The 20,741-nt window shown below is 65.6% G+C and carries 24 protein-coding genes; 10 read left to right on the plus strand and 14 right to left on the minus strand.

What is annotated here, in order from left to right; translation table 11 throughout:
- Positions 1-21: 21 nt before the first annotated feature.
- A complete protein-coding gene (locus tag QCD75_RS16165; protein WP_301230316.1) occupies positions 22-2,097 on the plus strand; it encodes a hypothetical protein in 2,076 nt (691 codons plus the stop codon).
- Between the two features lie 134 nt (positions 2,098-2,231).
- Here QCD75_RS16165 and QCD75_RS16170 read toward each other — a convergent pair whose 3' ends face one another.
- On the minus strand, positions 2,232-2,618 hold the full coding sequence (locus tag QCD75_RS16170) for a type II toxin-antitoxin system VapC family toxin (RefSeq protein WP_301230317.1): 387 nt from the start codon (positions 2,616-2,618) through the stop codon (positions 2,232-2,234).
- An 8-nt stretch (positions 2,619-2,626) separates the two neighbouring features.
- The gene (locus tag QCD75_RS16175; RefSeq protein ID WP_301230318.1) at positions 2,627-2,890 is read right to left on the minus strand and encodes a type II toxin-antitoxin system Phd/YefM family antitoxin; all 264 of its coding nucleotides are present in this window, start codon (positions 2,888-2,890) and stop codon (positions 2,627-2,629) included.
- Positions 2,891-3,029: 139 nt separating this feature from the next.
- On the opposite strand from QCD75_RS16175, the gene QCD75_RS16180 reads away from it, so the two are divergent.
- Positions 3,030-4,244 (plus strand): acyltransferase family protein, encoded by a 1,215-nt coding sequence (locus tag QCD75_RS16180; RefSeq protein WP_301230319.1) that lies wholly within the window; start codon positions 3,030-3,032, stop codon positions 4,242-4,244.
- A 123-nt stretch (positions 4,245-4,367) separates the two neighbouring features.
- Positions 4,368-5,627, plus strand: coding sequence for a S8 family serine peptidase (locus tag QCD75_RS16185; RefSeq protein WP_301230320.1), 1,260 nt, complete (start codon positions 4,368-4,370; stop codon positions 5,625-5,627).
- A gap of 9 nt (positions 5,628-5,636) precedes the next feature.
- On the opposite strand, the gene QCD75_RS16190 is transcribed toward QCD75_RS16185, so the two are convergent.
- Genes QCD75_RS16190 through QCD75_RS16205 form a run of 4 tightly spaced genes read right to left on the minus strand, consistent with a single transcriptional unit; the run spans position 5,637 to position 9,600 of the window.
- Positions 5,637-6,401, minus strand: a complete 765-nt coding sequence (locus QCD75_RS16190) for a DeoR/GlpR family DNA-binding transcription regulator (protein ID WP_301230321.1) — start codon at positions 6,399-6,401, stop codon at positions 5,637-5,639.
- On the minus strand, positions 6,402-7,406 hold the full coding sequence (gene pdxA, locus QCD75_RS16195; RefSeq protein ID WP_301230322.1) for a 4-hydroxythreonine-4-phosphate dehydrogenase PdxA: 1,005 nt from the start codon (positions 7,404-7,406) through the stop codon (positions 6,402-6,404).
- Positions 7,406-8,614 (minus strand): four-carbon acid sugar kinase family protein, encoded by a 1,209-nt coding sequence (locus QCD75_RS16200; RefSeq protein WP_301230323.1) that lies wholly within the window; start codon positions 8,612-8,614, stop codon positions 7,406-7,408. The genes pdxA and QCD75_RS16200 overlap by 1 nt, the downstream gene beginning before the upstream one ends.
- The gene (locus tag QCD75_RS16205) at positions 8,611-9,600 is read right to left on the minus strand and encodes a 2-keto-3-deoxygluconate permease (protein WP_301230324.1); all 990 of its coding nucleotides are present in this window, start codon (positions 9,598-9,600) and stop codon (positions 8,611-8,613) included. Before QCD75_RS16205 ends, QCD75_RS16200 begins: the two co-directional genes overlap by 4 nt.
- 221 nt (positions 9,601-9,821) lie before the next feature.
- Here QCD75_RS16205 and QCD75_RS16210 point away from each other — a divergent pair, with 221 nt between their 5' ends.
- A complete protein-coding gene (locus tag QCD75_RS16210) occupies positions 9,822-10,424 on the plus strand; it encodes a hypothetical protein (RefSeq protein ID WP_301230325.1) in 603 nt (200 codons plus the stop codon).
- Between the two features lie 61 nt (positions 10,425-10,485).
- On the opposite strand, the gene QCD75_RS16215 is transcribed toward QCD75_RS16210, so the two are convergent.
- A complete protein-coding gene (locus tag QCD75_RS16215; RefSeq protein ID WP_301230326.1) occupies positions 10,486-10,887 on the minus strand; it encodes a VOC family protein in 402 nt (133 codons plus the stop codon).
- A gap of 10 nt (positions 10,888-10,897) precedes the next feature.
- Complete coding sequence (locus tag QCD75_RS16220) at positions 10,898-11,335, minus strand: helix-turn-helix transcriptional regulator (RefSeq protein WP_301230327.1); 438 nt, start codon at positions 11,333-11,335, stop codon at positions 10,898-10,900.
- A gap of 258 nt (positions 11,336-11,593) precedes the next feature.
- Here QCD75_RS16220 and QCD75_RS16225 point away from each other — a divergent pair, with 258 nt between their 5' ends.
- Positions 11,594-11,797, plus strand: a complete 204-nt coding sequence (locus QCD75_RS16225; RefSeq protein ID WP_024365339.1) for a cold-shock protein — start codon at positions 11,594-11,596, stop codon at positions 11,795-11,797.
- A gap of 404 nt (positions 11,798-12,201) precedes the next feature.
- On the opposite strand, the gene QCD75_RS16230 is transcribed toward QCD75_RS16225, so the two are convergent.
- Positions 12,202-14,040 (minus strand): SARP family transcriptional regulator, encoded by a 1,839-nt coding sequence (locus tag QCD75_RS16230; protein WP_301230328.1) that lies wholly within the window; start codon positions 14,038-14,040, stop codon positions 12,202-12,204.
- 146 nt (positions 14,041-14,186) lie between these two features.
- Between QCD75_RS16230 and QCD75_RS16235 the strand changes: the two genes are divergently transcribed.
- Complete coding sequence (locus QCD75_RS16235) at positions 14,187-14,381, plus strand: hypothetical protein (RefSeq protein WP_301230329.1); 195 nt, start codon at positions 14,187-14,189, stop codon at positions 14,379-14,381.
- 103 nt (positions 14,382-14,484) lie between these two features.
- Here the strand turns inward: QCD75_RS16235 and QCD75_RS16240 are convergent, their stop codons facing one another.
- Positions 14,485-15,792, minus strand: a complete 1,308-nt coding sequence (locus QCD75_RS16240) for a flavin-containing monooxygenase (RefSeq protein ID WP_301230330.1) — start codon at positions 15,790-15,792, stop codon at positions 14,485-14,487.
- A 248-nt stretch (positions 15,793-16,040) separates the two neighbouring features.
- Between QCD75_RS16240 and QCD75_RS16245 the strand changes: the two genes are divergently transcribed.
- Complete coding sequence (locus tag QCD75_RS16245; protein WP_301230331.1) at positions 16,041-16,796, plus strand: ZIP family metal transporter; 756 nt, start codon at positions 16,041-16,043, stop codon at positions 16,794-16,796.
- 30 nt (positions 16,797-16,826) lie between these two features.
- On the opposite strand, the gene QCD75_RS16250 is transcribed toward QCD75_RS16245, so the two are convergent.
- Together QCD75_RS16250 and QCD75_RS16255 are read right to left on the minus strand one after the other, a co-directional pair.
- Entirely contained in the window at positions 16,827-17,009 is a 183-nt protein-coding gene (locus QCD75_RS16250) for a PspC domain-containing protein (protein WP_301230332.1), read from the minus strand.
- Positions 17,010-17,163: 154 nt separating this feature from the next.
- Positions 17,164-18,057 carry a glucose 1-dehydrogenase gene (locus tag QCD75_RS16255; RefSeq protein WP_301230333.1) on the minus strand — a complete coding sequence of 298 codons (894 nt, stop codon included), beginning with the start codon at positions 18,055-18,057 and terminating at the stop codon, positions 17,164-17,166.
- 383 nt (positions 18,058-18,440) lie between these two features.
- On the opposite strand from QCD75_RS16255, the gene QCD75_RS16260 reads away from it, so the two are divergent.
- A complete protein-coding gene (locus QCD75_RS16260) occupies positions 18,441-18,800 on the plus strand; it encodes a hypothetical protein (protein WP_301230334.1) in 360 nt (119 codons plus the stop codon).
- Positions 18,801-18,964: 164 nt separating this feature from the next.
- Positions 18,965-19,306, plus strand: a complete 342-nt coding sequence (locus tag QCD75_RS16265; protein ID WP_301230335.1) for a YciI family protein — start codon at positions 18,965-18,967, stop codon at positions 19,304-19,306.
- A 28-nt stretch (positions 19,307-19,334) separates the two neighbouring features.
- On the opposite strand, the gene QCD75_RS16270 is transcribed toward QCD75_RS16265, so the two are convergent.
- Together QCD75_RS16270 and QCD75_RS16275 are read right to left on the minus strand one after the other, a co-directional pair.
- Complete coding sequence (locus QCD75_RS16270; RefSeq protein WP_301230336.1) at positions 19,335-19,544, minus strand: hypothetical protein; 210 nt, start codon at positions 19,542-19,544, stop codon at positions 19,335-19,337.
- Between the two features lie 58 nt (positions 19,545-19,602).
- The gene (locus tag QCD75_RS16275; RefSeq protein WP_301230337.1) at positions 19,603-19,803 is read right to left on the minus strand and encodes a hypothetical protein; all 201 of its coding nucleotides are present in this window, start codon (positions 19,801-19,803) and stop codon (positions 19,603-19,605) included.
- A gap of 49 nt (positions 19,804-19,852) precedes the next feature.
- On the opposite strand from QCD75_RS16275, the gene QCD75_RS16280 reads away from it, so the two are divergent.
- A complete protein-coding gene (locus QCD75_RS16280) occupies positions 19,853-20,305 on the plus strand; it encodes a DUF3592 domain-containing protein (protein WP_301230338.1) in 453 nt (150 codons plus the stop codon).
- Positions 20,306-20,741: the final 436 nt, after the last annotated feature.

Raw genomic sequence — 20,741 nt, forward strand, 5'->3', positions numbered from 1 at the left:
TCTCGTTCTTTGGGGGTCAAGGTGGAATTGATCGGATCTTTGTTCGGGATCATGATTGAATTTTTTTCCAACGCGATGCGGAATTTCGGGAATCTATTCTCGTCGCTCAATGACTTTCGCGGCATCGTCGCCTTTTTCATTGCCTTTGCCATCATCCTTGGGGTCAGTCGATTGCTGGCCTACTGGATCATTAGGCCCAAATTCGTCCTGAACCCGGCCGCTCGGCGAGAAAGCACCGCGATCTGGGCGGTGGGCCTAGCTTTTGCCGCTTTTTCCGCTGGGTGGTGGGCGTGGGGCGGTATTCCCGGCGGCGACAATATTGGTACTTGGGTCGCCCCGTCCGCGCTGATGTTGGCTGTCCTGGGTGCGCTCCTTCTGGCATTCGGGCTGGGCAGCCAGCTCCGGATTGAGGTCACAGTTAGGGGGTCTGACGGCAACTCCGATGCTGCCGCTTCCCAGTACGTCCTTGCATCCATTGAGCAGATTGGCGCCGGCCGCCCGCGTGGCCTGTCCTACCCGCATGGTTCTGACGCTTCCGCATTTGTCGACGCTGTCCTCACGAGCGGCGCGACCAGCGACGCGCCGAAGTGGCTTTCCGCAATCTTGAACGCAGCGCGCGGACTATTGATCTTTCCGCCGCCTTGGCAGATTGAGGTGTCCCTGCCGAACACTGCCACCGCCGCTGTCCGCATCACCAGAAACGGGCGTAAGGCTGACACGGAACTCATTAACTACGCGTCGTTTCTCCCGTCGTCTCCGAAGGAGCCCACGGGCGCAGATGCCAAGCGCGTACTGCTCAGCGGCGTTGCCGCGTTCACGCTTATGACGCTGACGCGTGCATATCCGGATCTAAGGGACGGACTCGCCGGGGCCACGAGTTGGCGGAGCGTGACACGTCAAGTCTTGGCCTCGTTGCCGCCATGGACCAACGATTCGGCCTGTCGCCGCTCTCTCCTCGCCAACGCGGTGGACGAAGACCCTGGCAATAAGGCGGCATGGCTCGGATACCTGGTCAACGGGCGATTCGGAGGCTCGGAAAAGTCACTGAAGTCCTTGACCGCCGCCCTGGAAGAACTCAGGAATTCGCTCGACGGAGAAGCCGACACGTCCCTCGATATGGCACTGCGCATCCGGCTCCTGAAAGTCCTGACAACCGGCTATAACAACCTCAGGCTCAAGGTAAGTAGAGATATGCAGGCGGCGGTGATCCATCAAGGGCTTGAAGCGGCTACGGCCTTGATGCAAGCCGTCCAACAAGCGGGCTCAGACCAATCCCTTGCCGGAACTCGCGTGAGCGATTTCGCCGTTCGGATGCAGCCGGTAGCTGCACAGCTTTACCTGCACGTACACCGGCTCCAGGACGCGGTGGAAGGTCCCTTGGTGGCACACGCCCAGGACCTGAGTTCCCTCGCCAGGGAATGGGACACCGGAGACATCCAAACCAGGTCCCTCCGCTACCTCTACAGCCGTGCCTGCAACGCCCTTGAAGAGAACCAGAGCGATCATTCGGGGGCTCTACACGACCTCGAGATCGCGTTCGGCTTAGAAGATCTGAAGGAGTCCGCTGCTTCCGATCCGTCGTTTAGGACCCTCCGCTCGAATCCAGCCTTTATTGCCATGGCTTCAAGGAGGCCACGCCTCAAATCTTTGGACGCTCTCAAAGTTCATGCATCCGCGCTGGAAGCCCAAGGCATCCACTCGCCCGCAGACCTCCTCAAGAGGTTCGGTTCCGACAGCGCGCAAGACTGGGCGAAGACCTTGAAAGTCTCCGAAGAGACAGTGAAATGGTTTAAAGGACTCTGTAGGCTCGAAGAATCCTGCCCGGACGGGGCCATGTCCATTTTGTGGACCAACCTGCTCGGCGAAGAAGACATCGACGATCCGGAAGCTCTCGTAAAATTCGCCAATGTAATCGGCACCCCTTCCGACGATATTTACGGCCGGATGGTGGCTACTGCCGAGATGCGAAGCATTGATCCCCCGCGCCCGGAAGAGATCCGGTCCTGGGCGGCTCGAGTCCGCGCAGGCGCGGGGGGCGCCCGGCCTGCGGTCTCCGAAACAGAAGGCAGCATCACCGTTGTTGACATCCATTTGTAAAAGGAAACCACCCCGGTCCGCGACCCCAGCAGGGTTGAAGGAACACCCGCCACCCGCTTCCGGTCCACTGGCCGCTGCGCGGGAACTGAGCCGGGGCCTCGCACGGCCCGTTCAGGGTTCGGTGCGGGTGAGCATCAATTCGCGCGGCCCGGGGACAGAACGTTGAGCCCGGCGTCGACCGCTGCGGCCAGCAGTTCGGCGTCGTAGGCCACCAGAACGTCGGACTGCAGCCGGATGGCGGCGGCGAGGTGGATGGCATCAGCGCTCCGCAAACCGCCGGGCAAGGCCGCCGCGTACATCAGGTCCGAGCGCGCCAGATCCACCAGGTTAATCCCGCCGAGCACGGAATTGACCAGCTGACCGGGGAAACCGCGCCGGTGCGCCGCGCAGTGCAGTTCCGTGTAGAGCAGCATGGACGCCACCAGCATGTCACCGCGCCCCGCCGCTGCTGAGAGGTACGTGGCGGCAGCGGATGATTCCTCTTCCTCCACGACCAGTTTGAGGACAGCCAATGTGTCCACGTAGATGATCAACGGTCCCCGCGGAGGTCGGCCAGGATTTCCGCCGTGCCCCCGGCCTGGCGGACGCGCGGCAGTGCCTGAAAGTCAACGACACCGGCAGCCGGCCGCACCTGACCCGCCAACAGCAGACGTTCGAAGGGGGAGGATGACGGGGGGATCAGGGTGGCGGCGACCTCGCCGTTGTTTGTGACATCGATGGTTTCGCCGTTTTTGACGCGCTCAAGAATCTTGCTGCTCTGGTTGCGCAGTTCGCGGTGCGGGATGGTTGTCATGGCTGCCTCCGTAGCAAGTGTAGCAACCATGGACGCGGGCGGGAATGGCCTCCCGGCGACCGGCACGGCCTTGGTATACCTGCCTAAATAGGGGTCCGACAACGAGGGTGAAATGTAACGAACTGGTAACATAGGGTCAATGCGCTCTAACTCCGGTCAAACACGAGTCACGCAGCTGGATGGCCTCAGGGGGCTCGCTGCCCTGGTGGTTGTTGCCTGCCACGTCCTCTCCACACTCCCGGGAATCGGGAGCGTCGTTGAGGGCGACCGCTCCGCTGGGCTCACCACGGCGGGGGAGTGGGCGGTGTTCTCGCCGCTGCACGTCCTCTGGAACGGCACACCGGCTGTCCACGTCTTCTTTGTGCTCTCCGGCTTCGTGCTGGTCCTGCCGTTCACCCGGCCGGGCGCGGCCGGGAAGTGGGCCCAGTACTACGCCAAGCGCTTTTTCCGCCTCTACCTGCCGGCGTGGGCTTCCCTGGCGGTGGCCGTTGTATTGATGACCGCTGTACCCCGGTCGGCGTCGCCGCTGCAGAGCCCGTGGGCGGACATGTACGTGACCAACCCCAGCGTGGCCCAGGTTCTCAAGGACGGGCTGCTCCTGCTGAACGCGAGCACGATCAACACCCCGCTGTGGTCCCTCAAATGGGAAGTCCTGTTCTCCCTCCTGCTCCCGGTCTACATCTTCATCGCCCTCCGCTGGCGGCGCCTTTGGTACGTGAAAATTGGCCTTGCGCTGCTGCTCGCCGTGGTGGGGGCCTTGCAGCACCTGGACTGGCTGTCCTATCTCCCGATTTTCGCCATCGGGGCCGTCCTCGGCGCCGAACGCGAGCGGATCCGTGAACTGACGCAGTCCTGGCCCCGCTTCGTCTGGTTCTTCGTGGCCGCCGCGGGACTCTTCCTGGCCAACGCTGAATGGATCAGCCCCGAGCAGCCGATCCGCGGCGTCGAGGCCGTTGTCACGGCGGGCGCGACGCTGATCGTCCTGCTGTTCGTGTCCTGCCGCTCGGCCAAGAGGCTCGGCGACACTGCCATCGCGCAATGGCTGGGACGAGTGTCCTTCAGCCTCTACCTGGTGCACCTCCCGATCATCCTGGCCGGCGTCACCTTGCTGCGATCCGTCTCGCTTCCGTTGGCGCTCGCCGTCTCCGTGGCCGCCGCTTTCGTGATCGCCGAGCTGTTCTACCGCTACGTGGAACAGCCCGCCCACCGGCTTTCGATGGCCGTGGGGCGCGCGGTGGGGCGCAGGAGCCGCAGCGACGCTTCCGACATTCCCGGCGCCCCGGCCGCCCCCGACAGGCTGGACAGCCCGCCCGTCCGGGACCTCGTCGAGGCGGGGTCGGGACGCCGCGGATAGAGAGCTACCCAGGCGCCTGAATTTGCGCCGACTGCTGGAGTCCGGCCACGCCTTTGAGAAGCCAGCACGTAATGTGCCGGCAGGCTCTATCCAGCCAGCGCAGAGTGAAGCAAGATACTCCGCATGAAAAGAACCGTTATAGCCGGCTTCGCGGCGTTAGTCATTGGCTGCGGCACAATCGCCATGGCAGCCCCAAGCAATGCAGTGACCACGAGCAGCGCGGCGACCCCGTCAGCACCGATCGCGGGGCACATCATGGTCAAATTCCGCGACAATGGCTCGGCAGCCGGCTTACTGCGCCAGCAGGGCCTCACGGAGGGTGCCGGTATCGGCAGCACTGGCGCCCAGCTCGTCAAGGTACCCGCCGACAGGGAAGCCCAGCTCATAGAAGAATTGAGCCGGAACCCGGCAATTGAATACGCGGAGCCGGACGAGACTGTTACGGCCACTACGGCTGACGAGTATTTCCCTCGCCAGTACGCTCTGCAAAACATTGGCCAATCGTTCACCAACACTGCCGGCACTTTGTCGGTAGCCGGGGGCACAGCAGACGCCGACGTCGACGCCGTCGAGGCATGGGGTGTCACGAGAGGGACCGGTATCAAAGTCGCCGTTCTCGATTCCGGTGTCGCCAGCGACAATGCCGACATCACACCAAAGGTGGGTGCCCGCGCCAACTTCACGAATGGGGCAACCGGTGAGGACAACTACGGGCACGGCACGCACGTGGCCGGTATTGTCGCCGCCACCGCCGACAACACGGTTGGGGTTGCCGGTGTGTGTCCGGGATGCACCATCCTGGACGGCAAGGTCCTCAACGACAGCGGGGTTGGCTCCAGCTCGAGCCTGGCGAACGGCATCAACTGGGCCGTCAATAACGGCGCGAAGGTTATCAATATGAGCCTCGGCGTGCGGGCATCACGCACCCTCGAAACTGCCATCAACAACGCCTGGAGTAAGGGCGTGGTGCTAGTTGCCGCAGCAGGCAACGGCAGTAACCAGACCAAGATCTACCCGGGCGCATACCCCAACGTCATTGCCGTCGCCGCCACCGACAACACCGACGCCAAAGCATCGTTCTCCACGTACGGGGCCAGCTGGGTGGACGTCGCAGCACCCGGAGTCAACGTCTACTCAACCTTCCCGAACCACACATTTGTCCTCGGGACGCAGAACAATCGCTCCTTCGGTTACGACGTCGGCAACGGAACCTCCATGTCCTCACCCATCGTTGCGGCAACTGCCGCGCTTGCCTGGAGTTCCCACGCCGGCGCCACGAACACGTCAGTCCGCGCGAACATCGAATCAACCGCCGACAACATTTCCGGGACTGGCACCTACTGGGCACACGGCCGCGTGAACGCCAACAACGCGGTCCGGTAACTTCCAGCCCTACACAACCCTTGTCAGGTGGATCTCTACGTTTCCGAGGTCCCGGAAGGGCTTGAGCTGTTCTTCCGTTGCTCCGTCGTCGGTGATCAGGTGCCAGGGCCGCTCCAGCGGGGTCCACCAGTGTGAGGATTCCAGGCCCAGCTTGGTCGAGTCAGCGACAACGTAGACCAGGTGGGAGTTATCCACCATAAGACGTTTAAGCGCAGCCTGCTCGGGTGTTCCTTCCGACAGTCCACGTGCCGCGGTCACGCCGTCGGCACTGAGGAACGCGGCATCTGCGGTGATGGAGGACATGACCCGTTCCGCGAGCGGTCCCACCATGCCCGAGCTGACGTGACGCAGGGTTCCGCCAATGACGATGAGTTCAATGCCTTCGCTGGCCTCCAGGAGCTGCGTCGTGGTGAGCCCGTTAGTCACCACGGTTATGCCCTCCCGGTCCGCGATCCGGGCAGCCAGCGCGCCGGCAGTGGTTCCGGCGTCCAGGATGTTCACCGAGCCCGGTGCCACGAAAGTTGCCGCGACCCGGCCGATCGCGGCCTTCTGGCTTGTCGCAATTTGTTGGCGTTGGCGCAGACTTTTCTCGCCGGCGTCGGCAGTACGAGCACCGCCATAGGTCCGCAGGATTTGGCCGGATTTGGCCAGCATCTCGAGGTCGCGCCGGATGGTCGACAGGGAAACACCGTAGCGGCCGGCCAGCTCTTCCACGCTGACCGGCCGTTCGGAAAGTACTGACCCGATTTCGAGTCGTCTATCTTTTGCGTTCACCTAGAGATTCTCGCCGCGCGACGGCGCCAAGTCCACCGCCTGCCGCAATGCCTCAAGAAGTGACTCGTGGTCAGCGATGTTCTTGCCCGCGATGTCGAAGGCCGTGCCGTGGTCAACCGAAGTGCGCACCACGGGCAGACCTACGGTGATGTTGACGCCGTTCTCCAGACCAAGGACCTTGACCGGGCCGTGGCCCTGATCGTGGTACTGGGCCACCACGAGATCGAAATCGCCGCGGCCGGCAAGGAAGAACAGCGTGTCGGCCGGGAGCGGACCGATTGCGTCAATACCCTCAGCCTGGGCCTTCTCGATGCCCGGCTGGATCTTTTCCGCCTCTTCGCCATAGCCGAACAGTCCGCCCTCGCCTGCGTGCGGGTTGATGGCACACACGGCGATCCGCGGGTTTTCAATGCCGGAGGCGAGCAGAAGTTCGTGCCCGCGTTTGATGGTGCGGTAGACCAGGTCGCCGTTGATCTTGGCGATCGCATCGATCAGGCCAATGTGGGTGGTGACGTGGATGACGCGCATCTTCGGGGCGGTCAGCATCATCGAGACCTCCTCGGTGCCGGTCAGTTCGGCGAGGAGTTCGGTGTGTCCGGGGAACTTGTGGCCGGCAGCGTGCAGTGCCGCCTTATTCAGGGGCCCGGTGCAGATCGCATCCACCTGGCGGTCCATTGCCAGGGCAACGGCTTTCTCAATGAAGAGGTATGAACCGTGTCCGGCCGCGGCGGAGAGTTCACCCCAGGCAAGGTCGGTGGGGATGCAGTCGATGTCGAGGACGTCGATGGTGCCCTCCTCGAACAAGGCCTCCGACGGTTCCGAGACTCTGCGAAGGGTCAGCGGGCTGGAGACGATGTCCGCGGCCAGCTGCAGCCGGCGAAGGTCCCCGACGACGAGCATGCGGGCTTTCGAGCGGAGCTCCGCGTCAGCCAAGGCCTTGACGATGATTTCCGGGCCAATGCCAGCTGCATCGCCCATGGTGATGGCAACAATCGGACGTCCCATTATTTGATACTCATTTCATTCGTTGTGCCAGTAAGAAATTGTTTGGTCCGGGCCAGCGTTCCGGCATCGCCGAAGGCGCCGGCCTTGGTGACCAGAAGGGGGAGTGGGGCGGGCAGGAGGCTCATGACGACGCCCGGCTCAATCTCGCCGAGCACCGTGAAGCTACCCGCGCCGAGTGCCTCCAGGACTGCGGTGGCCGTCTCCCCGCCCGTCAGGACGAGGGCGTCACAGTGCCCGATGCCCGCGGCGGTGGCCCGGGCCAGGGCCTGGGCTACAACCAGTGCCTGTGACTTGTCCACCGTGCCCATCGGATCCGGTGTCAACACCACGTCCGTCCGGGACAAAGCCTCTGCAACCTGGCGCTGAACGGCTGCATCGTCCAGTTTCGAGTGGTCCAGCTTGATGTGTTCGACGCCGGCCGTGACGAGTTCCCGGATCTGCCGCCGTGCCAGGGTGGAGTAGCTGCCGATCACGGTCAAGGTCCGGTTTACGTGCCGCAGCTGTGAATCACGGGCCTGCACTCCGTCTCTGCCTGCGGCGATGTGCCCCGCCAGTCCGCCCGAGCCCACCAGGAGCGTCGGAAACTCCAACAGCTCCGCCGCGGCCGCGACGCATCCGAGATGTTCGTCGGAGGAGGCGTCCAGTACGACGGCGTCGATCCCGCGTTCCTGCACTTGCCTCAGGAGCGACGCCAGTTCCTTCGGTGTACGTCCGGAATGTCCGGCAACCACTTCGACGGTGAGACCACCGGCGGCCAGTGCTCGGGCGACGTCCCCACCGTATTTACCTTCAATGTTCTGAACGCCGTCCACGTGGACCATGCCGCCGTATGTGGTCCTTCCCGTGGCCGGAAAGGCCGGAGCCACCACAGCAAGACCTATCCCGCGGCGCCCCTGGCTGAACCGCGCCAAAGTTGCCGCGACTTCCACGCCCACATTGCCTCGCAGCAACGAATCAATCTTCTTGAAGACCCAGCGCTGCTGCCCCAGGGCGCGGCCGACGGCCGACGTGACGGCCGAGGCGGCGTCCTCCTCGGCCAGATAGCGGCTCTCGGTGTTGATCGAAAGGATCTCGGCATCGGGCCAAGCGCCGTCGAGGTCAAGGACTACAGAACTGGTGTGCGTGGGGCCATAGGCGGCGGCTGCATCTGCCGCTCCCGTCAGGTCATCGGCGACAATGGCCCAGCGCCTGATTCCGTCGGTGTTCATACTGCGTGTGCCACCTCGGGTGCTGCCGCGGCCTCCTTGGCTTTGAGGCGCTTGGCGTACCACGCAACCATAAGGGGGCAACCGATGGCGGTGACAACGACGGAAGCGGCGACCAGTACGGTGGCAGGACCCGCTGCGGGAAGGTATGCAGGGTTGGCAGCGGCCACCAGCATGGGAACCGTGGCGGCGTTGCCCGCCGTGGTGGCTGCCGCGAGACCGGCAATGCCTGAGCCTCCGGTCAGCTTGTCGGCGAAGAAAAGCACCGCACCGCCGGCGATAAGAACGAACAGGCCAAGCCCAACACCCAGCAGCCCTGCACTGAGTACCTTTTCCAGGTTCAGGCCGAAGCCAAGAGCGAGGGCGAAGAACGGAATGAGAACGGGCGCCGCAGCGGAAAGGAACTTGCGCATGGCCGGGTCAAGTGCGCCCAGCACGGCTCCGAGGACCAAGGGAATGATGGCCCCGACCAGGGCTTGCCACGGAAAGGCCGACAAGCCGGCAACGCCCAGGGTCAGCATGGTCAGGAAGGGGCCGGATTCCAGCGTCATGACGGAGTAGGCAGCCACGTCCTTGGGCTTGCCGTACTGGCCCATGAGCGCCATGTACATTCCGCCGTTAGTGTCATTGAGCGCTGCCAGGATGGCCAGGACAGACAAGCCCCCCAGCAGCCCGCCGTCGATGGGAAGTTCGCCCAGGAACCTGCCTGCGACGACGCCGATGATGATGGCGAACAAGACTTTGCTGCCGAAAAGGACGCCGCCCTTTTTCAGGATGTACGGGGTGGCCTTGATGTCGATGCTTGCGCCCATGCACACGTAGAACACGGCGAGGATCGTGGTGCCACCGGTGAAGAGTGCGCCCGTGAACGAACCGAAGAATTTGGCGGAATCCGGTGCGAAGGTGGCGAGAAGAGCACCAATGAGCAGCGGGATCAGCATCATGCCGCCAGGGACTTTTTCCATGGTGGCCTTGATTGGAACAGACATTTAGCAACCTCATTGTTGTGGGAAGGACCGAGCCGCCCGGCTTCGGTGATCTCCAAAGCGTAGAGCCATTGCGTGTTTGGCGCAAGGATTTTGCGCGAATCACGCAGAAAGTCCGTTTGGTGAGTGAGGTTCCGGCCGCGGCATGCCCGGCCGTGACTGGGATAGGCTCGCCTGCGACCGGAACAAGCATTGACTCCAACTGAAGGCGGCAGGGAATTTCCTTGGATCTACTGGGCGGCATGGGCCGCGATGAACTCCGCACCTTTTCCTGGGTTGCTGCCACTGTCTTCGCGCTTGTGGCCGGCGTCTGGCGTCCCCGCAGGCTTCACTGGACTGCGCTGGGTTCCGTCATGCTCTTCGCGGCCCTCAATGCGGGTGCCGGGATCTACGTCCTGAACCATTTCGGTGATTCGCGCTGGTCAGTAGGGGGAGAGCCGCCCCTGAGCGCTCCGTCGTTTTCCGGAACGCCTGTCGTCGGGCAGTTTCTGGGTCCCCTGGACTCCGCGCTGAACGGAGTGGTCGGCGGGGTGAACGAGTTCCTGGCCTTCAAGCAGACACTTCCCGTAGCGCTGGACTTCCTGGCCGCGTCCGGCTGGGCCCTGCTGGTGACCTTCCCGCTTGCCATTCTCGCCGCCGGCCTCAGCTTCGCCGCGGCCAGGCGCCGGACGGCAGACTTTGAAAGATACCGTGCCACCGTTGACCTGCTCAAAGATGAGCTTGAGCAGGTCAAGCGGCAGATCTCGTCAGGGCATTCCGTCGACACGGCACTCCCTGTAGTGAACGAGCGCCCCGATGTGCGGCCCGGACTGACGCTCAGGGCTTGATTCAAGCCGGTGCCGGGGCCGTCCCAAGCTGCCCGGCAACGTGGTTCTACGCCTTCGTTCCTCAGCCCTGGTTAAAGCGGACCATGTTCCCGGACGGGTCGCGGAAGGCGCAGTCGCGCGGGCCCCACGGCTGGGTGATGGGTTCCTGGAGGACCTCCGCACCGGAGGCCCGGACCGTCTCGAATGTGGCGTCGAGATCGTCCGTGCGGAACACGAGGATGGGGAGGGCGCCCTTGACGAGCAGCTGCTGGAGGGCGTCGCCGTCGTCCTGGGAACGGCCGGCGTGCGGTTCGGAGAGCACCAGCTCCAGATCCGGCTGGGCCTTGCTGCCGAGCGTGACCCAGCGCTGCCCGTCCGAGCCGACGTCGTTGCGCACTTCCAGGCCGAGCACGTCCCGGTAGAAGGCGAGTGACTCGTCGAGGTCATTGACGGTGATTTGTGAATACTGCAGTGAAATGTTCATGTCTTCCACGCTATTGCTGCGCTCGCGGGGGCGCTTCTTCAATCCTGCTCGGTTTGCGGGCGGGCCGTGTGCGCAGCCGGGCAATGCACGGCGGCATCGCCTTCACCGCGTGGTGCTCCCGGGAGCGGTACTCGCTGGGCGGCATGCCGACGATCTCGGTGAACCGTGAGCTGAACGATCCCAGCGAGGTACAGCCGACCTCCATGCATGCATCGGTCACGCTGGCGCCGGCCCGCAGCAGCGCCATGGCCCGTTCGATCCGCCGGGTCATCAGATAGTTGTAGGGCGTCTCGCCGTAGGCTGCCTTGAACTGGCGGGAGAAGTGCGCCGGGGACATCAGGGCGCCGGCGGCCATGGTGGGCACATCGAGGGGCCGGGCGTAGTCCCGGTCGATCAGGTCCCGGGCCCGGCGGAGGTGTGCCAGGTTAGCCAGCTCCTGTGGTGTCATGCGGCCATTCTAGATCCGCTCACGTCCCGGCGGAGGGGCCCAAATGAGCTGCCGGAGGCACCCTGCGAACCGCCGTGGTCATCCGCCCCGGAAATCTCCTGTATTGTTGATCCTGTTGTTGTGTTTATGCAGTTCGTAGTTCAGGCAGTACGCAAGGTTGCAAGACCTTGTTCTTCTGAAGCAGCGGTTTTGAGCACCCCACACAGGAGGACCCGAAAGTCGGGACTTTTCCTCCACCTTCACGAAGGACAAAAAATAATGGCTACTGGTACCGTCAAATGGTTTAACGCTGAAAAGGGCTTCGGCTTCATTTCCCCCGATGACTCCTCACAGGACGTCTTCGCACACTACTCCGCGATCGCCTCTTCCGGCTTCCGCTCACTCGAAGAGAACCAGAAGGTCTCCTTCGAAACCGAGCAGGGCCCCAAGGGTCCCCAGGCCGTAAACATCCAGGCTCTCTAAGACTTAGCTTTCAGCTAACTCTTCTGAGTCCGGAACCTTACAGGTTTCGAGCAGGGTCCGTCTTTGACGGGCCCTGCTTTTGTTTAACCCGGATGTGCTTCGTTGGCCCACGTTGCCGCGCAAAGCCCTGACGCCGGCGCCTAACGATGCGCTAAAGTCCTGGGATGCTCCAGGCGGGCGGCGATGCGCGGACGTCCTGGCGATGCCCTTGGCGGTCGGCGATGCGCGGATGTCCTGGCGATGCCCTTGGCGGTCGGCGATGCGCGGATGTCCTGTCGCTACCGGAATTCCCTGTGCGCCAGGAAATTTGCGCGTCGTGGACGAGATACCGCATCCTCAACCGCGCCGCCCCGGAGGGTTCCCGCGAGTCGCGGTCGCCGTGGACCCGCTCAACCGGAGCTGGATCACAGGGTGACGCCGTGGCGCCGGGCCAGGAACGCGGCCAGCGCGGGGTTGTCGATCTCCTTCGCCAGCCAGGGCACGGACTGCGCTGCTGCCTCGTCGCCGAGCACCGCCCGGTGCGACTGCGCCCGGACCACGAACTCCCGCATCCCGCTGCGGCTGGCCAGCGCGGCCAGCCGGTCCACGAAAGCTGAGGCCCGCGGCGAGCCCGTGGCGATGGTGACTTCCGCCGCAGCATCCAGCAGCCGGGCCGTGTACCAGAGGTACCACGGGGTCGGTTCCAGGCCCCGGCCGATCCAGTGCTCGGCGGCGGCGAGGTCCCCGTGCGCCAGGAACAGCCGGGCTTCGGCCCCTGCGGCCAGGGCCATGTAGCAGTGGTCGCCGGCCAGGTCCGCCATCACCCAGGACCGGTCAATCAGGGCGGCGGCATCCTCCAGCCGGCCGGCAGCCAGATAGGTTTCGCCGCGGACTCCGGCGACAAACGGCTCGAACGCCGTCCAGTGCTCCTCCGCGATCCACTCCAGCGCCCGGTCCAGGGACGCGGCCGCCAGCCCGAGGTCCCCGCGGAGCAGGTGGACGCGCCCGAGCAGTGCCTCGCTGAAGGCCTGCTGCCGCCGGTTCCGGACTGCCTTGGCGAGGAGCCCGGATTCGGTGAAGGCAACCACCGCGTCCCCGTAGTGCGCGGTGTCCGAGGCCAGCATGCCCTGGATCGCGAGGATCCGTGCCTGCTCGTCGGGGATTCCGTGCGCGGCCTGCATCGCCCGTTCGAGCCAGCCGGCCGCCCGGTCCGGGACACCGCGCTGGACGGACAGGTAGCCCAGCTCGCGGAAGGCCGCGGCGGCCGTCCGGGAGACGCCGTCGGGCGCTTCCGCTGACAGCGCGCGGTGCAGGAAGTCCGCGACCTCGGCCCCGCGGCCGCCGGCCTGGTGGATCAGCGCCCCAGCGAGTGTCACCAGCGACTCGGCCACCAGGTGGCGGTCGGGGTTTGGTTGACCAGCGCGCTGGGCCAGGACGACGGCGAGCCGCAGCTGGTCCAGGCCGCGGTCCACGGCGCCCGCCGACAGGGAGGCGCTGCCGGCGTCGAGATAGGACCGGACGGTGGCGGCGGTGGGGGGCATTCCGGGGTCGGCCGACGGAACCGAGTCGGACAGGGCACGCCGGACTTCCGCCGGCAGCGGCAGGCCCAGCTCCCGGTGGTAGAGGTCCGCGCATTTGGTGACCTCCTCCCGGGCCCGCCGGTGCTCGCCCAGGGCCGCGAGTGCTTTGACCAGGACGGCGGTGCAGTCCGCGTGGAAAGGATCCCGGCGCAGTGCCAGGGTGGCCAGTTCGACGGCGTCCGCCGGGGTGCCGGCGGCGAGGGCGGCCAGGGCCGCCTCATAGAGCAGTGACTGGACGCAGTTCTCGAGCCGGTAGCGCTGGTCCGCGAGCCAGGAGTCAAAGATGGGGCTGTCCGCGAAGGCGAGTCCTTCCAGCAGCTGGCCGGTGAACTGCCGCGGATCCTTGCCGTTGCCGTTGCCGTTGCCGTTGCCGTTGGCCGAGCCGACCAGCTCCAGCGCATCGCAGCGCCAGGGCGGCAGGAGGGCCAGCCGCAGGGGGTCGCCGCTAATGGGGACGCCGGCCAGGGTCCGGCGCAGCTCGGAGAGGTTCCAGCGCAGGGCGCCCAGCGGATCCGCGGCGTCCGGGAACAGCAGGGTGGCCGTGCGGGAACGGCTGATGCCGTCCGGCTGCAGGGCGAGGTAGGCCAGCACGGCCCAGGCTTTTCGGCCCTTGGGCTGTGGTGGAGCGGCGCCGGAGGACTCGATCCTGGGCGGACCGAGCAGCCGGATCCAGGTCTCGGCCATAGGAGTAATTTTACGCCGCGGGCCACTCCAGCGTGCTGGGAAAATCAGCCCTGGGTATTCGGCCGCGGGGGATTCACACGGTTGCTCACACGGCGGCTGCCGACACTGGAGTCATCCAATCCGCACTCCACCCGAGGAACCCAAAAATGGAACTGTTCGTAGTCCTGCTGTTCGGACTCGTCATCACCGCCGGCACCGCCACGGTCCGAGCCCTGCTCAAGGACGGCCACGGCCACACCCCCGAGGTGCGGTCCACGGAGTCCTGGTACGCCGGGAACCTGCCCAGCGAACCCTACACGTCGGCCCTGACCTGGTACCGGCCGGGCGCCAAGGTCCAGTAACCGCTGGCTTGCTGATCCAATCGCCGATTTCGATCGGCCCAGCCGCCCGAGCGGTGAACACCATCGGGGCGGCGAACGTTTTGCGGGGCGGTGGGCCGGAGGCTCACCGCCCCGCGATGTGCCCGGCAATAAAAGCGGCGTCGCGGCCCACCCCGGCGACGATGGCCGACCAGTGCCCGTTGAGCCACGGCAGTCCCACCACGTACAGGCCCGGGTGTTCCGTGACGCCGTGACGGTGGCGCGGGTAGTTCCATTCGTCCAGGACCGGGATGTCCAGGAAGCCGAAGTCCAGCCGGTAGCCGGTTGCCCAGATGACGGACGTGATGTTCTCCGCGCCGGGGTTCAGCCGCGGGGCCTCGGCCGGCAGCCAGTCGTCCTGCCGGGGCGGGTCCGCCGCCGGGGCCCGGATGCCCGCCGCGGCAATGTAGGCATCGAACATCGGCTGCAGGCGCTGGCCGAACCCGGCCTCCACCTGGGCCAGGCGCGCCGGGAGGTCGTCGCTGAAGACGAGGTCGCCGTCGTCGGCGGCTTCCAGGTGGCCGTGCAGCCGGACGCCGCGGCGGCCGAGGTCCCGGAGGTGGATGTCGTGGCCGCCGTCCGCGCCGGACAGCAGGGGGTTGCACATGAACCTGGCCGCGGGGGAGGGCAGCTGCTCCACGGCGAGGCCGTTGAGCCCGTATTCCGGGCCGTGCAGGCCGATCTCGATCATCCAGTGGATCGCGTCCTTGCCGCGGTACCGGCGCGGCGCCTCCGGGCAGGCGGACACGGCCAGGTGTACCTCCCGGCCGGCGGCGAGCAGCTCCTCGGCGATCTGCCCGCCGGACTGGCCGGTCCCCACGACCAGGACGGCGCCGTCCGGCAGCTGGCCCGGGTTGCGGTAGTCATTGGCGTGCCGCTGCTCGATGTTCCCCGGCAGACGTGCGGACAGTGCGGGGGATTTCGGTTGCTGGTAAGCGCCCGTGGCGAGCACGACGTTGCGCGCCCGCCAGCTGCCCCGTGTTGTCTCGAGCCGGAACCCGCCGTCGTCCGTAGGTGCGATGCGGGTGACTTCCGTGCCGGGGAGGACGGGCGCGCCGATGCTTTCCCCGTAGTGCCGGACGTGGCCGATGAGGTCATCGCGCGGCATAAAGGCGTCCGGGTCCGGGCCGGCGTAGGGCATCCCCGGCAGCTGCAGGGTGAAGTTCGGGGTGTTCAGGCAGAACCCGTCCCAGCGGTCAAGCCAGGCCCCGCCGAGGGTGGGTCGGCGTTCCAGTACCTGGTGCTCGACGCCGGCCTGGTTCAGCCAGTAGCTCATGGCCAGTCCCGCCTGGCCGGCGCCGACGACGAGGGTGTGCACCTCTCCGGTGATGTCCCCGGGTAGGCCCGTGGTGGTGTCCGCGGGCACCTCCGGGGGAGGGGCAGTGCGTTCCATGGAAAAAACGATACGCCCGGCCCGGCAGGTTTCAAGGGGATTTTGCCGCGCCCGCACCGGGTCCGGCACCCGGGCTGGCGGGCGGCTGGGGAGTTCGTTGCGGTGACGTTTCACCCCCGAGCCCCACCGTGCTCCTGCGGCACTTCACCGCCTGGGTCTGCAAGAATTCTGGGGTGCCCGGCAGCTTGGCGCCGGACACCCTCTCAGTTTCCAGCTAGCAGGCTTCGCGGCCGCGGAAGGTAAGACTCATGCCGATGTGGGCGCAGGCGATGTTCTGGGGAACGCTGGCGGGCGGGGCGCTGGTGCTCGGCTCCTGGCTGTCCTGGACGTGGACCATCCCCGCGAAGCTGGTCTCCTCGATCATGGCATTCGGCGCCGGCGTGCTCATCTCCGCCCTCGCCTTCGAACTGGTGGACGAGGCAGTAAAAGGCGGCGGGCTGTGGCCCACCGTCGCGGGGTTCCTGGCCGGTGCCGTGGTCTACGTCAGCGCCAACGCCCTGCTGGCCCGCTCCGGAGCCAAACACCGGAAGCGGTCCGGCGGCAAGCAGCCCTCCGAAAAGGACAGTCCCGGAAGCGGCACGGCCATCGCCGTCGGCGCCCTGCTGGACGGCATCCCGGAATCGGTGGTCCTTGGGGTGGGGCTCCTCACCGCCGGGTCAGTCAGCCCCGCCATGCTCGCGGCCGTGTTCATCTCCAACGTCCCCGAGGGGCTTTCCAGCACGGCCGGCATGAAGAAAGCCGGCCGCAGCGCCGCATACGTCTTCAGCGTCTGGGGCGGCATTGCCCTGCTCTCCGGCGGGGCGTCACTCCTCGGTTTCACGGCGTTGGAGAACGCTCCCGAGGAAGCGGTGGCGTTCATTACGGCTGTGGCCGCCGGCGGGATCCTGGCCATGCTGGCCGACACCATGATTCCGGAGGCGTTCGAGGAACACCACAACCTCACCGGGCTGGTGGCCGCCGTCGGATTCCTCAGCGCGTTCACCATCCACCACGTGGGCGGGTAGCCCGGGCACAGCGGGCACCCGCGCTGCCCGCTACCGGGCCTTGGGCACGATGATCCACAGCGCGATATAGACGAGCTCGCCGACGCCGAACAGGCCGAAGAGCACAAAGCCGATCCGGACCAGCGTCCGGGAGATACCGAAGCGGTCAGCGAGGCCTGCGCACACGCCCGCGATGATCTTGCCGTTGGTGGGCCTAACCAGAGATCGTTCCATCCAGCCAAGGTAGCAGTGCGGCCGCGCCAGGAGAACAGCCGCAGGGGAGCGGAAGAAACGGACAGCAAAGCGGACCCCTCCCCGGGGCAAAGGACCGTACCGGGAAAGGGCCCGCTCGAGTCAAATCTGCGCCGGAGTCGGACTGCAAACTGGACTACGGCGTCGGCATGCCGCCGTTGACGTTGAGGGTCTCACCGATCACGTAGCTGGATTCGGCTGAGGCTAGGAACACGTACGCCGGAGCCAGCTCGGCCGGCTGGCCGGCCCGGCCCAGCGGCGTCTCCTTGCCGAACTCGGGCAGGTCCTCGGTGGGCTGGCCGCCGCTTGCCTGGAGCGGCGTCCAGATGGGACCGGGCGCCACCGCGTTGACCCGGATGCCCTTGGGCGCGAGCTGCTGGGCCAGGCCCTTGGTGAAGTTGTTGATCGCACCCTTGGTGGAGGCGTAGTCCACCAGGGTCGCCGAGGGGCTGTAGGCCTGGATGGAGGTGGTGTTGATGATGCTCGACCCGGCCGGCAGGTGCGGCACGGCCTCCTTGGTGAGCCAGAACATGGCGTACACGTTGGTCTTGTATGAATGGTCGAACTCAATGTCGGTGATGTCGCCGAGCGCCTCCTGCGCCACCTGCTTGCCGGCGTTGTTCACCAGGATGTCCAGACCGCTGAGTTCCCGTACCGCGGTCTCGACTAGCTGGCGGCACATTGCAGAGTCCTTGAGATCCCCGGGAACCTTGACGGCCTTGCGGCCGGCCTTCTCGATCAGGTTGGCGATCCGGGCGGCGTCCTCCTCCTCTTCCGGCAGGTAGGACATGACGACGTCGGCCCCCTCGCGTGCGAATGCGATGGCCGTGGCGGCGCCGATGCCGGAATCCGCTCCGGTCACGAGCGCCTTGCGGCCTTCCAGCCGGCCGGTGCCTCGGTAGGTGTTCTCGCCCAGGTCCGCCTTCGGCGTTAGCTCGGTATCCAGCCCGGGTTCCGGCTGGCTCTGCTTGGGCGGAGTGATGTTCTCGTACGCTGTCACCGGGTTCTTGAACGTGTACTGGTCAGTCATGGTGCTCCTCCGGACGGTGGGTTCTCAGCAACTTGTCTCTTAGCGCGGGTGCTTGCACGCCGCGCACATGCTAAGCATGCTTAGCAAGAACCCTAGTCAGTGGAACGGTTCTGGTGCAACGAGCGCACCGACCCCCCGGCCGTGGTCGGCCCGGTGTCGCGAGCGTCTGTTGAGGTGCTTCTGGCAAGATTGCCACTATGCAACCCGCCGCCACCGTCCCCGCCTACGACCTCCGCGTCAGCATCCAGGGCACACGTGCAGTGGCTGCTGGACCAGGCGGGCACAGACGGACTGCAATTAACCCAGGACGGCTACCTCAAGCCTGCCCTGGTCAGCCAGGCCGTCCGCGAACTCGGCTGGGCCTACCGCCGGCCGGACGCAAGATGTGCGACGGCGGCCGTCCCCTGTGGGACTACCTCGCCAAAGCGGTGGCCTTCCCGGCGGATCAGGCGACAGCCGTTGTGACCCGCATGGTGATCCACTGGCTGTTTGAGGGGTCCACCCCGGACTGGGAACCGCGGCGACGGGTGATCGCGGACACGCTGAATGCGGCGGGTTTCCGGGTGGAGGGCGGCAAACCTGTGCCCCTGGACGCCGCCCAGGCCCTCTATTCGGACGTGCGCTGGATGTTGGACTGCCTGCAGCTGAAAGTCCCGGAGCGTACGTTCGGTGAAGCAGCGAACCTGACCGACGGCGGACGGAAGTTCCTTCTACAGGTTCAAGGGTTGCTGGAAGGCCCGTAAAGGCTCCCGGGGGCCTGGGGAGTGTGGTTCGGAGTGCAGCGTTTCGTGGCGGTGTTCTGTGATCGGCGGGACCGCCGAGATCTTGCGCGGCACGATGGCATCGGCGAGGATAATGCGATCCCCGTGCCTTGATGAACCCGTGCTGCGAAGAAGGAGTCGACGCGATGACCAAGTATCTGATCTCGTTTCCGAGTGCCGCCATGGTCTTCCCGGAAGAAGACCTGCAGGCCGTTTCGGATGCGGCGCACGCGGTTGTTCAGGAGGCGAAGGACGCCGGCGTCTGGGTTTTCGGCGGCGGCATCGATGAGAGCGTCCCGCCCGTCGTAGTCGACGGCGACGGTACTGTGCGCCCGGGCACCTACCCGCAGACGGCGCAGCTCGAAGGCGGCTACTCAGTGCTGGAATTGCCCTCGTACGATGCAGCACTGGAGTGGGCCGCGAAGATCGCGGTCGCCTGCCGCTGCCCGCAGGAGGTGCGCGCTTTCCAATACGACCCCGCCAGCTAAGTCTTGGCTGGGTGAACCTCGTCGCTGGTCAGCGGTAAAACTCCCGCAGCTCGGATGTCGCGGCGGTCCCCGCATATCCCAGGTCGCCCGGGCCCACGAATGTCGCATCGCCGGGGCTGGAAACGGTCATTCCGAAAGCTCCGTCCCCGACCCGGGGATCCTTAAGCACAGCGGTGAGGGACTCTTTCAGGATCCGTTCCATTTCCACATTGTCGGCGCTGGCCGCGGTGACCTTCATGACAGGGAGACGCCGGCCGTGATCAGGATCGGGACGAGGGCCAGGCGGAAGAAGCGGGTCATGGGGCCAGTTTCCCCCACTTCACGGTCACGACCCGGTTGACGCGGCGGTCGCGGTCTCCGGCCTGCTGGAACCGGTGCTCGTCGAAGCTGGCATGATCCTCTAGGCTGCCCACATCCGCGGATATGCCGTGGTTGGCTGCTTCGAACGGATCGGCCTGCCCATCCCGGGACGTCCCTGGGTACCGGGGTGCGCGCATATTTCTGTCTGCCCCTGACCCTGGGCCCTAACGCCGAAAGAGATCCTCCATGAGTTCCACCGCTGCGAAGGTCCGCTACGGTCCCGGTGTGGGCATAGCCGCCGTCATCGCCGGCCTCCTGTGGCTACTCGTCTTCCACGCCGGACCGCCCCGTGCCGGCACAATCACCGCCCAAGGAACCGTGGTGGACCAGGACATCACCCGCAAGGGGTTGTGCGCACCCGTCGCCGAACTGAATGTCAACGGCACCCGCTACGCCGTCAAGTCCGGCACCAGCGCGGAACCCTGCGCGTACCGGATCGGCGACCCCCTCGAGATCAGCTACCACCCGGACGACGTCGCCGGCACCCTGGAAGTGCCAGCTGCCGGGGCGTCCCCGGGCAGTGCACTCCTTGCGGCGGTGCCAGGGGTTCTCCTCCTGACCGGAGGAGCCACTTCACTGGCCCTGCGGGTAGCACGTACGCGCAAGGCGGCTCGACCGGGCGCGCTTTCTCCAGCCTGAACCTCTGCGTGTTTCAGGCAAACCGAGGCAATTAGTGTTCACCCGGACATGCGGTGAGTGAACATGCCCCCGGGTGTGAGCCACTACACAGGCCCCGGTTTTGCGGAAAGGGGCCGCGGCAGGCAGTGCGTCCGTCTGGTTTCCGTGTGGTGGCGGGGTTTTTGGGGGTGTGGGGGTGGTTCCCGGGGTGGATTTGTGTGTGGTGTTGGGGGCGTGTAAAGTAATTCGAGTCGCCGCCGCTGTTGCGGAAAGTTTGCGACCGACCCCCTTCATGAACGGCCTGGAAATGGTTCGCTTTGTTGCGTGCCGGATTTTGGTGGGGGCCCTCTGGTTGGCAGGGTGGATCGCGGAAACGTTGATTTGCTTGTTTGGCCGGGACCGGGTAAGTTTGTGAAGTTGCTCCGGAGCGATCCGTGACCTTGATGGTTGTGGTGGT

The organism is Arthrobacter sp. PsM3, from assembly GCF_030433895.1.
Classification (GTDB): domain Bacteria; phylum Actinomycetota; class Actinomycetes; order Actinomycetales; family Micrococcaceae; genus Arthrobacter.